The 16,320-nt window shown below is 57.6% G+C and carries 12 protein-coding genes, 1 tRNA gene and 1 pseudogene; all 14 read left to right on the plus strand.

What is annotated here, in order from left to right; all coding sequences use genetic code 11:
• A pseudogene (locus QMX96_RS25050) lies at positions 1-176 on the plus strand (elongation factor Tu); the annotation flags it as partial.
• Positions 177-229: 53 nt separating this feature from the next.
• Positions 230-305 (plus strand) — tRNA-Trp (locus tag QMX96_RS25055).
• 45 nt (positions 306-350) lie between these two features.
• The gene (gene secE / locus QMX96_RS25060; protein ID WP_043861940.1) at positions 351-719 is read left to right on the plus strand and encodes a preprotein translocase subunit SecE; all 369 of its coding nucleotides are present in this window, start codon (positions 351-353) and stop codon (positions 717-719) included.
• 9 nt (positions 720-728) lie between these two features.
• Complete coding sequence (gene nusG, locus QMX96_RS25065; protein ID WP_043861939.1) at positions 729-1,262, plus strand: transcription termination/antitermination protein NusG; 534 nt, start codon at positions 729-731, stop codon at positions 1,260-1,262.
• 119 nt (positions 1,263-1,381) lie between these two features.
• Positions 1,382-1,813 carry a 50S ribosomal protein L11 gene (rplK, locus tag QMX96_RS25070; protein ID WP_028944937.1) on the plus strand — a complete coding sequence of 144 codons (432 nt, stop codon included), beginning with the start codon at positions 1,382-1,384 and terminating at the stop codon, positions 1,811-1,813.
• The gene (gene rplA, locus QMX96_RS25075) at positions 1,813-2,508 is read left to right on the plus strand and encodes a 50S ribosomal protein L1 (protein WP_043861938.1); all 696 of its coding nucleotides are present in this window, start codon (positions 1,813-1,815) and stop codon (positions 2,506-2,508) included. The genes rplK and rplA overlap by 1 nt, the downstream gene beginning before the upstream one ends.
• Before the next feature lie 200 nt (positions 2,509-2,708).
• Positions 2,709-3,209, plus strand: coding sequence for a 50S ribosomal protein L10 (gene rplJ, locus QMX96_RS25080; protein WP_043861937.1), 501 nt, complete (start codon positions 2,709-2,711; stop codon positions 3,207-3,209).
• 78 nt (positions 3,210-3,287) lie between these two features.
• Entirely contained in the window at positions 3,288-3,653 is a 366-nt protein-coding gene (gene rplL / locus QMX96_RS25085; RefSeq protein WP_043861936.1) for a 50S ribosomal protein L7/L12, read from the plus strand.
• A gap of 219 nt (positions 3,654-3,872) precedes the next feature.
• Positions 3,873-7,946 (plus strand): DNA-directed RNA polymerase subunit beta, encoded by a 4,074-nt coding sequence (rpoB, locus tag QMX96_RS25090; RefSeq protein ID WP_043861935.1) that lies wholly within the window; start codon positions 3,873-3,875, stop codon positions 7,944-7,946.
• Between the two features lie 64 nt (positions 7,947-8,010).
• Entirely contained in the window at positions 8,011-12,210 is a 4,200-nt protein-coding gene (gene rpoC, locus QMX96_RS25095; protein ID WP_054916698.1) for a DNA-directed RNA polymerase subunit beta', read from the plus strand.
• Positions 12,211-12,413: 203 nt separating this feature from the next.
• Positions 12,414-12,785 (plus strand): 30S ribosomal protein S12, encoded by a 372-nt coding sequence (gene rpsL, locus QMX96_RS25100; RefSeq protein ID WP_003186084.1) that lies wholly within the window; start codon positions 12,414-12,416, stop codon positions 12,783-12,785.
• Positions 12,786-12,905: 120 nt separating this feature from the next.
• A complete protein-coding gene (gene rpsG / locus QMX96_RS25105; protein ID WP_008089143.1) occupies positions 12,906-13,376 on the plus strand; it encodes a 30S ribosomal protein S7 in 471 nt (156 codons plus the stop codon).
• Positions 13,377-13,406: 30 nt separating this feature from the next.
• A complete protein-coding gene (fusA, locus tag QMX96_RS25110) occupies positions 13,407-15,554 on the plus strand; it encodes an elongation factor G (RefSeq protein WP_043861933.1) in 2,148 nt (715 codons plus the stop codon).
• A gap of 30 nt (positions 15,555-15,584) precedes the next feature.
• A partial coding sequence (locus QMX96_RS25115; RefSeq protein WP_210015482.1) for a GTP-binding protein occupies positions 15,585-16,320 on the plus strand: 736 nt, incomplete at its 3' end.

Below are 16,320 nucleotides of genomic sequence, written 5' to 3' on the forward strand. Positions count from 1 at the left end.
ACGTGACTGGTAACTGCGAGCTGCCAGAAGGCGTTGAAATGGTAATGCCAGGTGACAACATCCAGATGACTGTCACTCTGATCAAGACCATCGCGATGGAAGACGGTCTGCGCTTCGCTATCCGTGAGGGCGGTCGTACCGTCGGTGCGGGTGTAGTGGCAAAGGTTATTGAATAAGTAGTTGATTTCTCTCGATCAGGCCGGCATAATGGTCGGCCTGATAAGCTTTTAGGTCAGTAGCTCAATTGGCAGAGCGACGGTCTCCAAAACCGTAGGTTGGGGGTTCGATTCCCTCCTGACCTGCCAGATTCACCTTGTGTGTCTGGCTTTCTTTTCACAGGATCCTCCTAGATGACTCCCAAGTCTGAAGCCCAAGACTCTCGTTTTGATCTGCTCAAGTGGCTGGCTGTTGTCGCTTTGGTGGTGGTAGGCGTGGTCGGAAATCAATATTACTCCGCTTCGCCGATTCTGTATCGCGTTATTGCACTCCTCGCTCTTGCTGCTGTTGCTGGCTTTGTTGCCTTGCAGACTGCAAAGGGCAGGTCGTTCTTTGCGCTGGCAAAGGAAGCTCGCACCGAGATTCGTAAAGTCGTATGGCCAACCCGCCAAGAGACCATGCAGACCACCCTTATTGTGGTGGCTGTTGTCCTGGTCATGGCGCTGCTGTTGTGGGGGCTCGATTCCCTGCTCGGCTGGTTGATTTCCTTGATTGTTGGCTAAGGGTGTCCTGTGGCTAAGCGTTGGTATGTTGTGCATGCTTACTCGGGTTACGAGAAGCATGTGATGCGCTCGCTCATCGAGCGCGTAAAGCTGGCTGGCATGGAAGATGGCTTCGGCGAGATTCTGGTCCCCACTGAAGAAGTGGTTGAAATGCGCAATGGCCAGAAGCGCAAAAGCGAGCGTAAGTTCTTCCCGGGCTACGTGCTGGTTCAGATGGACATGAACGAAGGGACTTGGCACTTGGTCAAGGACACCCCTCGCGTCATGGGCTTCATTGGTGGTACCGCAGACAAGCCTGCACCCATCACCGATAAAGAAGCCGAGGCCATTCTGCGTCGCGTTGCCGATGGCAGCGACAAGCCGAAGCCGAAAACGCTGTTCGAACCAGGTGAAGTGGTTCGTGTTGTAGACGGTCCGTTTGCTGATTTCAACGGCACGGTCGAAGAGGTTAACTACGAGAAGAGCCGGCTCCAGGTAGCGGTGCTCATCTTCGGTCGCTCTACTCCGGTGGAGCTTGAGTTCAGCCAGGTCGAAAAGGTCTAGCAGAACGACGCATCCCATACCCCGCAGCCCTATGTGCTGCGGGGTTTTGTCGTCACTGGGATAAAACGCAAGTAATCCGGGGAGCCATCTGGCGCTTGTACCCGATATTGGAGTAGCTCATGGCTAAGAAGATTCAGGCTTACATCAAGCTGCAAGTAAAGGCCGGCCAGGCCAACCCAAGTCCACCCGTCGGCCCAGCACTGGGTCAACACGGTGTGAACATCATGGAATTCTGCAAGGCCTTCAACGCCCGTACCCAGGGTCAAGAAGCCGGCCTGCCGACTCCTGTGATCATCACTGTATACAGTGACCGTAGCTTCACTTTCGAAACCAAAAGCACCCCTGCTTCGGTTCTGCTGAAGAAAGCAGCTGGCCTGACCAGCGGTTCTGCGCGTCCGAACACCGTCAAAGTCGGTACTGTGACCCGTGCTCAGCTGGAAGAGATCGCAAAAACCAAAAATGCTGATCTGACCGCTGCTGACATGGAAGCGGCCGTGCGTACCATCGCCGGTTCCGCTCGCAGCATGGGCCTCAACGTGGAGGGTGTGTAATGGCTAAGCTGACCAAGCGCCAAAAGGCTATCGCTTCGAAAATCGAAGCGGGCAAAGTCTACAACTTCGAAGAAGCAGCAGTGCTGCTGGCCGAACTGTCTACCGTGAAGTTCAGCGAGTCCTTCGACGTAGCCGTTAACCTGGGCGTTGACCCACGTAAATCCGACCAGGTCGTTCGTAGCGCTACCGTGCTGCCACACGGCACTGGCAAGACCGTACGTGTTGCCGTGTTCACCCAGGGTCCAGCTGCCGAGGCCGCTCTGGCTGCCGGCGCTGACCGTGTAGGCATGGACGATCTGGCTGCCGAAATGAAAGGCGGCGACCTGAACTATGACGTCGTTATTGCCTCCCCGGACGCAATGCGTGTTGTAGGTCAGCTGGGTCAGGTTCTGGGTCCTCGCGGCCTGATGCCTAACCCTAAAGTTGGCACCGTAACTCCAGACGTAGCCACCGCGGTCAAAAACGCCAAGGCTGGTCAGGTTCGCTACCGTACCGACAAAAACGGCATCATCCACACTTCCGTTGGCAAGATCGGCTTTGAAGCCGTCAAGCTGAAGGAAAACGTTGAAGCCCTGATCGCTGATCTGAAGCGTATCAAGCCAGCTTCCTCGAAAGGTATCTACGTCAAGCGCGTTACCCTGAGCACCACCATGGGCCCAGGTCTGGTAATCGATCAAGGTTCCCTGAACGCGTAAGACCGCGATGGGCGCGAGCAATTGCGCCCGTCAGCAAAAATTGGGGTCCCTGCCTGGCGGGGGCTATCCAAGACCGTAGGCGGCGCAAGCCTTAAACCTCAAGCCTACGCAGATGGTGCCCCTGATTCCTTACCGAGTCAGACACCAAAACGACATTCGGCTTCGGCTGGATGAAACGGTAACAAGCAGGAGTTTTACCCGTGGCAATTAAACTCGAAGACAAGAAGGCCATCGTCGCTGAAGTCAACGAGGCTGCCAAAGTCGCTCTGTCCGCTGTCGTGGCTGATGCCCGTGGTGTGACTGTAGGCGCAATGACCGGACTCCGTAAAGAGGCTCGTGAAGCTGGCGTTTACGTACGTGTTGTACGTAACACCCTGCTCAAGCGCGCTGTTGCCGACACTGAATTCAGTGTCCTCAACGACGTGTTCACCGGCCCTACCCTGATCGCGTTCTCCAACGAACACCCGGGCGCTGCTGCTCGTCTGTTCGCTGAGTTCGCCAAGGGTCAGAGCAAGTTCGAGATCAAGGCAGCTGCGTTCGACGGCAAGTTCCTTGCCGCAAACCAGATCGACGTGTTGGCTTCCCTGCCGACCCGCGACGAGGCCATTGCGAAGCTGATGAGCGTGATCCAAGGCGCGACCAGCAAGCTGGCTCGTACTCTGGCAGCCGTTCGCGACCAGAAAGAAGCTGCTGCTGCCTAAGGCACCGCAAGCCCTTTCGAAATCATACGTTTAATTTGATGGCTGCGTAGGCTGTCACCCCAATACAGGATTTAAGTCATGTCTCTGACTAACGAGCAAATCATCGAAGCAATCGGCCAGAAAACCGTTCTGGAAGTTGTTGAGCTGATCAAAGCAATGGAAGAAACCTTCGGCGTTACCGCTGCTGTTGCCGCTGCTGGCCCAGCTGCTGCCGCTGCCGTTGTTGAAGAACAAACCGAGTTCAACGTTGTTCTGGTTGCCGCTGGCGACAAGAAAGTAAACGTGATCAAGGCTGTTCGTGAACTGACCGGCCTGGGCCTGAAAGAAGCCAAGGAAAAGGTTGATACCGCTCCTCAAGTCGTTGCTGAAGGCGTTTCGAAAGAAGCCGCTGACAAAGCCAAGGCTGACCTGGAAGCAGCAGGCGCTACCGTCGAACTGAAGTAATTTCGACTGTGCGTCTCCAGCCCGAGCGACAAGCGAAAGGCTGATGGCTGGTGGCTTTTGCCACCGGCCTTTTTCCGTTATTGGCAGCCGATCAGGTCGGCGCCGATGACGAGCGGTAACCACCGATGACGGTGGCGCAAACCATGGGGTTTGCACGATTTTCTGGCTGCTCCCGTCGGGAGAAGCCAAACAAGCAGGTGACCAAGCTGGGGAACGCTGATGGCTTACTCATACACTGAGAAAAAACGTATCCGCAAGGACTTTAGCAAGTTGCCGGACGTCATGGATGTGCCTTACCTCCTGGCCATCCAGCTGGATTCGTATCGTGAATTCTTGCAGGCGGGAGCGACTAAAGATCAGTTCCGCGACGTGGGCCTGCATGCGGCCTTCAAATCGGTTTTCCCGATCATCAGCTACTCCGGCAATGCTGCCCTGGAGTACGTTGGCTATCGTCTGGGCGAACCGGCCTTTGATGTCAAAGAATGCGTACTGCGCGGGGTAACCTACGCGGTACCGCTGCGCGTGAAAGTCCGCCTGATCATTTTCGACAAAGAATCGTCGAACAAAGCGATCAAGGACATCAAAGAGCAAGAAGTCTACATGGGTGAAATCCCCCTGATGACTGAAAACGGTACCTTCGTAATCAACGGTACCGAGCGTGTTATCGTTTCCCAGCTGCACCGCTCGCCAGGCGTGTTCTTCGACCACGACCGTGGCAAGACGCACAGCTCGGGCAAGCTGCTGTACTCGGCGCGGATCATTCCTTACCGCGGCTCGTGGCTGGACTTCGAATTCGATCCGAAAGACTGTGTATTCGTCCGTATCGACCGTCGTCGCAAGCTGCCGGCTTCCGTACTGCTGCGCGCGCTGGGCTACACCACCGAAGAAGTGCTGAACGCGTTCTACACCACCAACGTATTCCACGTGGCGGGCGAAAAGCTCAGCCTGGAACTGGTGCCACAACGCCTGCGTGGTGAAATCGCGGTCATGGACATCCATGACGACAGCGGCAAGGTGATTGTCGAGCAGGGTCGTCGTATTACCGCTCGCCACATCAACCAGCTGGAAAAGGCTGGTGTCAAATCCCTGGACGTGCCGCTGGAATACGTTCTGGGCCGCACCACCGCCAAGGCGATCGTGCACCCGGCTACCGGTGAAATCCTGGCCGAATGCAACACCGAGCTGACCACCGAAGCACTGGTGAAGATCGCCAAGGCTCAGGTCGTTCGCATCGAGACCCTGTACACCAACGACATCGACTGCGGTCCGTTCATCTCGGATACCCTGAAGATCGACTCCACCAGCAACCAACTGGAAGCGCTGGTCGAGATCTATCGCATGATGCGTCCTGGCGAGCCGCCAACCAAGGATGCCGCAGAGACCCTGTTCAACAACCTGTTCTTCAGCGCCGAGCGTTACGACCTGTCGGCTGTTGGTCGCATGAAGTTCAACCGTCGTATCGGTCGTACCGAGATCGAAGGTTCGGGCGTGCTGAGCAAGGAAGATATCGTCGAGGTCCTCAAGACCCTGGTCGACATCCGTAACGGCAAAGGCATCGTCGACGACATCGACCACCTGGGTAACCGTCGCGTGCGCTGTGTCGGCGAAATGGCCGAGAACCAGTTCCGCGTTGGCCTGGTGCGTGTAGAGCGCGCGGTCAAAGAGCGTCTGTCCATGGCTGAAAGCGAAGGCCTGATGCCGCAAGACCTGATCAACGCCAAGCCGGTAGCGGCGGCGGTGAAGGAGTTCTTCGGTTCGAGCCAGCTGTCCCAGTTCATGGACCAGAACAACCCGCTGTCCGAGATCACCCACAAGCGTCGTGTCTCGGCACTCGGCCCTGGTGGTCTGACCCGTGAGCGCGCAGGCTTCGAAGTCCGTGACGTACACCCGACCCACTACGGCCGCGTGTGCCCGATCGAGACCCCTGAAGGTCCGAACATCGGTCTGATCAACTCCCTGGCGGCCTATGCCCGCACCAACCAGTACGGCTTCCTTGAGAGCCCGTACCGCGTGGTGAAAGAGGGTGTGGTTACCGACGACATCGTGTTCCTGTCGGCGATCGAAGAAGCTGATCACGTCATCGCACAGGCTTCGGCCACGATGGACGCGAAGAAGCAACTGATCGACGAACTGGTAGCGGTCCGTCACCTGAACGAATTCACCGTCAAGGCGCCGGAAGACGTCACCCTGATGGACGTTTCGCCAAAGCAGGTAGTTTCTGTTGCCGCATCGTTGATTCCGTTCCTCGAGCACGACGACGCCAACCGTGCGTTGATGGGTTCGAACATGCAGCGTCAGGCTGTACCGACTCTGCGCGCCGACAAACCGCTGGTAGGTACCGGCATGGAGCGCAACGTTGCGCGTGACTCCGGCGTTTGCGTCGTGGCTCGTCGTGGCGGTGTGATCGATTCCGTCGACGCCAGCCGTATCGTGGTGCGTGTTGCAGATGACGAAGTTGAAACCGGCGAAGCTGGTGTCGATATCTACAACCTGACCAAGTACACCCGCTCGAACCAGAACACCTGCATCAACCAGCGTCCGCTGGTGAGCAAGGGTGATGTGGTTCAGCGTAGCGACATCATGGCCGACGGCCCGTCCACCGACATGGGTGAGCTGGCTCTGGGTCAGAACATGCGCATCGCGTTCATGGCGTGGAACGGCTTCAACTTCGAAGACTCCATCTGCCTGTCCGAGCGTGTGGTTCAGGAAGATCGCTTCACCACGATCCACATCCAGGAACTGACCTGTGTGGCCCGTGACACCAAGCTTGGCCCAGAGGAAATCACCGCGGACATCCCGAACGTGGGTGAGGCTGCGCTGAACAAGCTGGACGAAGCCGGTATCGTCTACGTGGGTGCTGAAGTCGGCGCTGGCGACATTCTGGTCGGCAAGGTCACGCCAAAAGGCGAGACCCAGCTGACGCCAGAAGAAAAACTGCTGCGTGCGATCTTCGGCGAGAAGGCCAGCGACGTCAAAGACACCTCCCTGCGTGTGCCGACCGGCACCAAGGGTACTGTCATCGACGTACAGGTCTTCACTCGCGATGGCGTCGAGCGCGACAGCCGTGCGCTGTCCATCGAGAAGATGCAGCTGGACGAGATCCGCAAGGACCTGAACGAAGAGTTCCGCATCGTTGAAGGCGCAACCTTCGAACGTCTGCGCAGCGCCCTGAACGGTCAGGTCGTCGAAGGTGGTGCCGGCCTGAAGAAAGGTTCGGTCATCTCCAACGAAGTGCTGGACGGTCTGGAGCACGGCCAGTGGTTCAAACTGCGCATGGCCGAAGACGCGCTGAACGAGCAACTCGAGAAGGCCCAGGCCTACATCGTTGATCGTCGCCGTCTGCTGGACGACAAGTTCGAAGACAAGAAGCGCAAGCTGCAGCAGGGCGATGACCTGGCACCGGGCGTACTGAAGATCGTCAAGGTCTACCTGGCAATCCGTCGTCGCATCCAGCCGGGCGACAAGATGGCCGGTCGTCACGGTAACAAGGGTGTGGTCTCCGTGATCATGCCGGTCGAAGACATGCCGCACGACGCCAACGGTACGCCGGTGGACGTGGTACTCAACCCGTTGGGTGTACCTTCGCGTATGAACGTCGGTCAGATCCTCGAAACCCACCTGGGCCTGGCGGCCAAGGGCCTGGGCGAGAAGATCAACCGCATGCTCGAAGAGCAGCGCAAGGTCATCGAGCTGCGCAAGTTCCTCACCGAGATCTACAACGAGATCGGTGGTCGTCAGGAAAGCCTGGAAGACTTCTCCGACCAGGAAATCCTCGACCTGGCGAAGAACCTCAAAGGCGGTGTGCCAATGGCCACTCCAGTCTTCGACGGTGCCAAGGAAAGCGAAATCAAGGCCATGCTGAAACTGGCAGACATGCCGGAAAGCGGTCAGATGCAGCTGTTCGACGGTCGTACCGGCAACAAGTTCGAGCGTCCAGTGACCGTTGGTTACATGTACATGCTCAAGCTGAACCACTTGGTGGACGACAAGATGCACGCGCGTTCCACTGGTTCTTACAGCCTGGTTACCCAGCAGCCGCTGGGTGGTAAGGCGCAGTTCGGTGGTCAGCGTTTCGGGGAGATGGAAGTGTGGGCGCTGGAAGCATACGGCGCGGCATACACCCTGCAAGAAATGCTCACAGTGAAGTCGGACGATGTGAACGGTCGGACCAAGATGTACAAGAACATCGTGGACGGCGATCACCGTATGGAGCCGGGCATGCCCGAGTCCTTCAACGTGTTGATCAAAGAGATTCGTTCGCTCGGTATCGATATCGATCTGGAAACCGAATAACACGTGACGCGAATCGGGAGCGCGGCTGAAAAGCCCGCTCCCTGCTCCGCCAGGAGGAAAGGCCTTGAAAGACCTACTGAATTTGCTGAAAAACCAGGGTCAAGTCGAAGAGTTCGACGCCATCCGTATCGGATTGGCCTCGCCTGAGATGATCCGTTCGTGGTCGTTCGGTGAAGTAAAAAAGCCGGAAACCATCAACTACCGTACGTTCAAGCCTGAGCGTGACGGCCTGTTCTGCGCCAAGATCTTTGGCCCAGTCAAGGACTACGAGTGCCTGTGCGGCAAGTACAAGCGCCTGAAGCACCGTGGCGTGATCTGCGAGAAGTGCGGTGTTGAAGTCGCGCTGGCAAAAGTTCGTCGTGAGCGCATGGCGCACATCGAGCTGGCCTCGCCTGTTGCCCACATCTGGTTCCTGAAGTCGCTGCCGTCGCGTATCGGCCTGCTGATGGACATGACCCTGCGTGATATCGAGCGCGTTCTCTATTTCGAGAGCTATGTCGTTATCGACCCGGGCATGACCACCCTGGAAAAAGGTCAGCTGCTGAACGACGAGCAGTACTTCGAAGCGCTGGAAGAGTTCGGCGATGACTTCGACGCCCGCATGGGTGCCGAGGCCGTCCGCGAACTGCTGCACGCTATCGACCTGGAGCACGAGATTGGCCGCCTGCGCGAAGAGATTCCGCAGACCAACTCGGAAACCAAGATCAAGAAGCTGTCCAAGCGACTGAAGCTGATGGAGGCCTTCCAGGGCTCGGGCAACCTGCCTGAGTGGATGGTCCTGACCGTTCTGCCGGTTCTGCCGCCAGACCTGCGTCCACTGGTTCCGCTGGATGGCGGTCGTTTCGCGACCTCCGACCTGAACGACCTGTACCGTCGGGTGATCAACCGTAACAACCGTCTGAAGCGCCTGCTCGACCTGTCTGCGCCTGACATCATCGTGCGCAACGAAAAGCGCATGCTGCAGGAAGCGGTCGACGCACTGCTCGACAACGGCCGTCGCGGCCGCGCCATCACCGGCTCGAACAAGCGTCCTCTGAAATCCCTGGCCGACATGATCAAGGGTAAGCAAGGTCGTTTCCGTCAGAACCTGCTCGGTAAGCGCGTTGACTACTCGGGTCGTTCGGTAATTACCGTAGGTCCGACCCTGCGTCTGCACCAGTGCGGTCTGCCGAAGAAAATGGCCCTCGAGCTGTTCAAGCCGTTCATTTTCGGCAAGCTGGAAATGCGTGGTCTGGCGACCACCATCAAGGCTGCCAAGAAGATGGTCGAGCGCGAGTTGCCAGAGGTGTGGGACGTTCTTGCCGAAGTGATTCGCGAACACCCCGTACTGCTCAACCGTGCACCGACCCTTCACCGTCTGGGTATCCAGGCGTTCGAGCCGGTACTGATCGAAGGCAAGGCCATCCAGCTGCACCCGCTGGTCTGTGCCGCGTACAACGCCGACTTCGACGGTGACCAGATGGCCGTGCACGTGCCGCTGACGCTGGAAGCCCAGCTCGAAGCGCGCGCGCTGATGATGTCGACCAACAACATCCTGTCGCCAGCCAACGGTGAGCCGATCATCGTTCCTTCGCAGGACGTTGTACTGGGTCTGTACTACATGACCCGCGAAGCCATCAATGCCAAGGGCGAAGGTCGCGTATTCGCCGACCTGCAGGAAGTCGACCGCGTATTCCGCGCCGGCGAAGCGGCCCTGCACGCCAAGATCAAGGTTCGTATCAACGAAACCGTGAACGATCGTGATGGCGGCAGCGTCAAGAACACCCGCATCGTCGACACCACTGTCGGCCGTGCACTGCTGTTCCAGGTTGTACCGCCAGGTCTGTCGTACGACGTGGTCAACCAGCCGATGAAGAAAAAGGCGATCTCCAAGCTGATCAACCAGTGCTACCGCGTGGTTGGTCTGAAAGAGACCGTCATCTTCGCTGACCAGCTGATGTACACCGGTTTTGCCTACTCGACCATCTCCGGCGTTTCCATCGGTGTTAACGACTTCGTTATCCCGGATGAAAAAGCCCGCATCATCGGTGCTGCCACCGACGAAGTGAAAGAGATCGAGAGCCAGTACGCCTCCGGCCTGGTAACCCAGGGCGAGAAGTACAACAAGGTCATCGACCTGTGGTCCAAGGCGAACGACGAAGTGTCCAAAGCGATGATGGCCAACCTCTCGAAAGAGAAGGTCATCGACCGCGAAGGCAACGAAGTCGAGCAGGAGTCCTTCAACTCGATGTACATGATGGCTGACTCCGGTGCCCGGGGTTCGGCAGCTCAGATTCGTCAGTTGGCCGGTATGCGTGGTCTGATGGCCAAGCCGGACGGCTCGATCATCGAGACGCCGATCACCGCGAACTTCCGCGAAGGTCTGAGCGTACTGCAGTACTTCATCTCGACTCACGGTGCGCGTAAGGGTCTTGCGGATACCGCGTTGAAAACCGCGAACTCCGGTTACCTGACCCGTCGTCTGGTAGACGTGGCGCAGGATCTGGTGGTTACCGAGATCGACTGTGGCACCGAGCAGGGTCTGGTCATGACCCCGCACATCGAAGGCGGCGACGTTGTAGAGCCGCTGGGTGAGCGCGTACTGGGTCGTGTAATCGCCCGTGACGTGTTCAAGCCTGGCACCGACGACGTCATCGTTCCGGCCGGTACCCTGGTCGACGAGAAGTGGGTCGAGTTCATCGAGCTGAACAGCATCGACGAAGTGATCGTGCGTTCGCCGATCAGCTGCGAAACCCGCTACGGCATCTGCGCCAAGTGCTACGGTCGCGACCTGGCTCGCGGTCACCAGGTGAACATCGGTGAAGCTGTCGGCGTTATCGCTGCACAGTCGATCGGTGAGCCGGGTACCCAGCTGACCATGCGTACGTTCCACATCGGTGGTGCTGCAAGCCGTACCTCGGCTGCCGACAGCGTCCAGGTGAAGAACGGCGGTATGGTTCGTCTGCACAACCTCAAGCAGGTTGAGCGTGCCGACGGCAACCTTGTTGCCGTATCGCGTTCCGGCGAGTTGGCGATTGCCGACGAGTTCGGTCGTGAGCGCGAGCGTTACAAGCTGCCTTACGGCGCCGTGATTTCGGTGAAGGAAGGCGACAAGGTCGACGCTGGCGCCATCGTCGCCAAGTGGGACCCGCACACCCACCCGATCGTTACCGAAATGAAAGGTACCGTGACCTTCGTGGGCATGGAAGAAGGCATCACGATCAAGCGTCAGACCGACGAATTGACCGGCCTGACCAACATCGAGGTTCTGGACGTCAAAGACCGTCCGGCTGCAGGCAAGGAAATCCGTCCTGCAATCAAGATGGTCGACGCCAGCGGCAAGGATCTGCTGTTGCCAGGTACCGACGTACCGGCTCAGTACTTCCTGCCAGCCAACGCCCTGGTCGGTGTGGCTGACGGTGCACAGATCGGTGTTGGTGACGTTATCGCGCGTATCCCGCAAGAAACGTCCAAGACCCGTGACATCACCGGTGGTCTGCCGCGCGTTGCCGACCTGTTCGAAGCGCGCCGTCCGAAAGAAGCCTCGATTCTGGCTGAAGTCAGCGGTACCATCGCCTTCGGTAAAGAGACCAAGGGCAAGCGCCGTCTGGTCATCACCCCGAACGATGGCAGCGATCCGTACGAAGAGCTGATTCCGAAGTGGCGTCACCTGAACGTCTTCGAAGGCGAACAAGTGAACCGCGGCGAAGTCATCTCGGACGGTCCTAGCGATCCGCACGACATCCTGCGTCTGCTGGGTGTTAGCGCGCTGGCCAAGTACATCGTCAACGAGATCCAGGACGTTTACCGTCTGCAAGGCGTGAAGATCAACGACAAGCACATCGAGACCATCCTGCGTCAGATGCTGCGTAAGGTCGAGATTGCCGAGTCGGGTGACTCCAGCTTCATCAAGGGCGACCAGATGGAACTGACCCAGGTACTGGTAGAGAACGAGCGCCTTGGCGCGGAAGACAAGTTTGTCTCCAAGTTCACTCGTGTACTGCTGGGTATCACCAAGGCCTCGCTGTCCACCGAATCGTTCATCTCGGCGGCTTCCTTCCAGGAAACCACCCGCGTACTGACCGAAGCGGCGGTAACCGGCAAGCGCGACTACCTGCGCGGCCTGAAAGAAAACGTGGTCGTGGGTCGTCTGATCCCGGCCGGTACCGGTCTGGCCTACCACAGCGAGCGCAAGCGTCGCCGTGATGCCGACAAGCCGTTGCGTGTTAGCGCCAGTGAAGTGGAAGCTGCACTGACCGAAGCGCTGAACTCCAGCGGCAACTAAAGCGTAGGGCCCTGGCGGCCCTCACCCGATCTTCGCGACATAATCTGTTGCGAAGGGGAGGGTGGGGGATGTCGGGGCCTTGCCTTGACGAGGGGCAAGATCCTCTTTAGACTCTTGTACCCCTAAATTTGGTGGGACTTCGTCCTGCCATTTTGCTTTTCTTGCAAGACAATAGCGTCGCAAGACAACAGTGGAGCTAGTAGATGGCAACTATCAACCAGCTGGTACGTCAGCCGCGTAAGCGTATCGTCGAGAAATCCGACGTTCCTGCGCTGCAGAACTGCCCGCAACGTCGTGGCGTGTGCACCCGTGTGTACACCACCACGCCGAAAAAACCTAACTCGGCACTGCGTAAAGTATGCCGTGTGCGTCTGACCAACGGTTTCGAGGTTTCCTCGTACATCGGTGGTGAAGGCCACAACCTGCAAGAGCACAGCGTGGTACTGATCCGCGGCGGTCGTGTAAAAGACTTGCCAGGTGTTCGTTACCACACCGTTCGCGGCTCCCTGGATACCTCCGGCGTCAAAGGTCGTAACCAAGGTCGTTCGAAGTACGGTACCAAACGTCCGAAGTAATCGGCCGTTTGCAGCAATTTGCAGTTATCAATTTTATTGAGTCGATAAGAGTAAGGTCGGGCACGCAACCTCTGGGTTCCCTGTCCCGAGCTAACCTGAAGACCGTTTGAGGGCTTATCAATGCCAAGACGTCGTGTAGCAGCCAAGCGTGAGATTCTGGACGATCCAAAATACGGATCGCAGATTCTCGCCAAGTTCATGAACCACGTGATGGAAAGCGGCAAGAAGGCCGTTGCCGAGCGTATCGTTTACGGTGCGCTGGACAAGGTCAAAGAACGCAAGAACAGCGATCCCCTGGAAATCTTCGAGAAAGCTCTCGACGCCATCGCTCCGCTGGTCGAAGTGAAGTCGCGCCGTGTTGGCGGTGCTACTTACCAGGTTCCGGTCGAAGTTCGTCCGTCCCGTCGTAACGCCCTGGCAATGCGCTGGTTGGTAGACTACGCGCGCAAGCGCGGCGAGAAGTCTATGGCCCTGCGCCTGGCCGGCGAATTGCTGGATGCTGCTGAAGGCAAAGGTGCTGCAGTCAAGAAGCGTGAAGACGTACACCGTATGGCCGAAGCCAACAAAGCGTTCTCGCACTACCGCTTCTAATTCAGGCATCACTATTTTTGCGAGGGCTCTATGGCTCGTACTACACCAATCAACCGCTACCGTAACATTGGTATTTGCGCGCACGTTGACGCGGGCAAGACCACTACTACCGAGCGGATCCTGTTCTACACAGGCCTGAGCCACAAACTGGGCGAGGTGCATGATGGCGCCGCGACCACCGACTGGATGGTGCAGGAGCAGGAGCGGGGTATCACCATTACCTCCGCTGCTGTCACTACCTTCTGGAAAGGCTCCAAGGGTCAGTATGACAACTACCGCGTAAACGTCATCGATACCCCCGGCCACGTTGACTTCACCATTGAAGTTGAGCGTTCGCTGCGTGTACTCGACGGCGCTGTCGTTGTGTTCTGCGGTACCTCCGGCGTTGAGCCACAGTCCGAAACCGTATGGCGTCAAGCCAACAAGTACGGCGTTCCACGTGTTGTATACGTGAACAAGATGGACCGTGCCGGTGCCAACTTCCTGCGCGTCGTAGGTCAGATCAAGAACCGTCTGGGTCACACCCCGGTTCCTGTTCAGCTGGCCATCGGTTCGGAAGAGAACTTCCAGGGTCAGGTCGATCTGATCAAGATGAAGGCTATCTACTGGAACGAAGACGACAAAGGCACCACCTATCGCGAGGAAGAAATTCCTGCCGATATGCTGGAGCTGGCTCAAGAGTGGCGCTCCAACATGGTTGAAGCGGCTGCCGAGTCCAGCGAAGAGCTGATGAACAAGTACCTGGAAGGCGAAGAGCTGACCGTCGAAGAAATCAAGGCCGGTCTGCGCGCGCGTACCCTGGCCAGCGAGATCGTTCCGGCTGTCTGTGGTTCGTCGTTCAAGAACAAGGGCGTTCCCCTGGTTCTCGACGCCGTTATCGACTTCCTGCCTGCTCCTACCGAGATTCCTGCGATCAAGGGTATCCACCCTGACCTGATCGAGAAGCCAAAGGAAGAGCTGGTCGACGCCGACTACGACGAGCGTCATGCCGACGACAACGAGCCGTTCTCGGCTCTGGCGTTCAAGATTGCCACCGACCCGTTCGTTGGTACTCTGACTTTTGTCCGTGTTTACTCCGGTATGCTGCAGTCCGGCGACTCCGTGATCAACTCGGTCAAGGGCAAGAAAGAGCGCGTTGGTCGTATGGTGCAGATGCACGCCAACCAGCGTGAAGAAATCAAGGAAGTACTGGCCGGCGACATCGCTGCTCTGATCGGCATGAAGGACGTCACCACTGGTGACACCCTGTGCAACGCCGACAAGCCGATCATCCTCGAGCGTATGGACTTCCCTGAGCCTGTGATTTCGGTAGCTGTCGAGCCGAAAACCAAGCAGGACCAGGAAAAGATGGGTATCGCACTGGGCAAGCTGGCTCAGGAAGACCCGTCGTTCCGCGTCAAGACCGACGAAGAAACCGGCCAGACCATCATCTCGGGTATGGGCGAGCTTCACCTGGACATCCTCGTTGACCGCATGAAGCGCGAATTCAACGTCGAAGCCAACATCGGTAAGCCGCAGGTTTCCTATCGCGAGCAGATCACCAAAGACAACGTCGAAATCGAAGGCAAGTTCGTTCGTCAGTCCGGTGGTCGCGGTCAGTTCGGTCACTGCTGGATCCGCTTCTCGCAGCCAGACGTGGACGCACACGGTAACATCACCGAAGGCCTGGTTTTCACCAACGAGGTTGTGGGTGGTGTGGTTCCGAAGGAATACATCCCGGCGATCCAGAAGGGTATCGAAGAGCAGATGAAGAACGGCATCGTTGCCGGCTATCCGCTGATCGGCCTGAAGGCAACCGTGTTTGATGGTTCCTACCACGACGTCGACTCTAACGAGATGGCGTTCAAGGTGGCGGCCTCCATGGCGACCAAGCAACTCGCAGCCAAAGGCGGCGGTAAGGTGCTTGAGCCGATCATGAAGGTAGAAGTTGTGACCCCTGAGGACTACATGGGTGACGTGATGGGTGACCTGAACCGTCGTCGTGGTCTGATCCAGGGTATGGAAGATTCGGTGTCCGGCAAGGTTGTCCGTGCTGAAGTTCCGCTCGGAGAGATGTTCGGTTATGCGACCGACGTTCGTTCCATGTCCCAGGGTCGCGCGAGCTACTCCATGGAATTCTCCAAATACGCTGAGGCTCCGTCGAACATCGTCGAAGCGCTCGTTAAAAAACAAGGCTGATTCAGTCCTTTAGGCTAGGAGTTAATTGTCGTGGCTAAAGAAAAATTTGATCGTTCCCTTCCGCACGTCAACGTTGGCACCATCGGTCACGTTGACCACGGTAAAACCACTCTGACCGCAGCTCTGACTCGCGTCTGCTCCGAAGTTTTCGGTTCCGCAGTCGTTGAATTCGACAAGATCGACAGCGCTCCAGAAGAGAAAGCTCGCGGTATCACCATCAACACCGCTCACGTTGAGTACAACTCGACCATTCGTCACTACGCTCACGTCGACTGCCCAGGTCACGCTGACTACGTGAAGAACATGATCACCGGTGCTGCCCAGATGGACGGCGCGATCCTGGTTTGCTCGGCTGCCGATGGTCCGATGCCACAAACCCGTGAGCACATCCTGCTGTCCCGTCAGGTTGGCGTTCCGTACATCGTGGTCTTCCTGAACAAGGCTGACCTGGTAGACGACGCTGAGCTGCTGGAACTGGTCGAGATGGAAGTTCGCGACCTGCTGTCCACCTACGACTTCCCAGGCGACGATACCCCGATCATCATCGGTTCGGCTCGTATGGCGCTGGAAGGCAAAGACGACAACGAAATGGGCACCACCGCTGTCAAGAAGCTGGTTGAGACTCTGGATACCTACATCCCAGAGCCTGAGCGCGCTATCGACAAGCCGTTCCTGATGCCAATCGAAGACGTATTCTCGATCTCGGGTCGTGGTACCGTTGTTACCGGTCGTATCGAGCGTGGCATCGTCCGCGTTCAAGACGCCC

Source organism: Pseudomonas sp. PS01300 (genome assembly GCF_029960155.1).
Classification (GTDB): domain Bacteria; phylum Pseudomonadota; class Gammaproteobacteria; order Pseudomonadales; family Pseudomonadaceae; genus Aquipseudomonas; species Aquipseudomonas palmensis.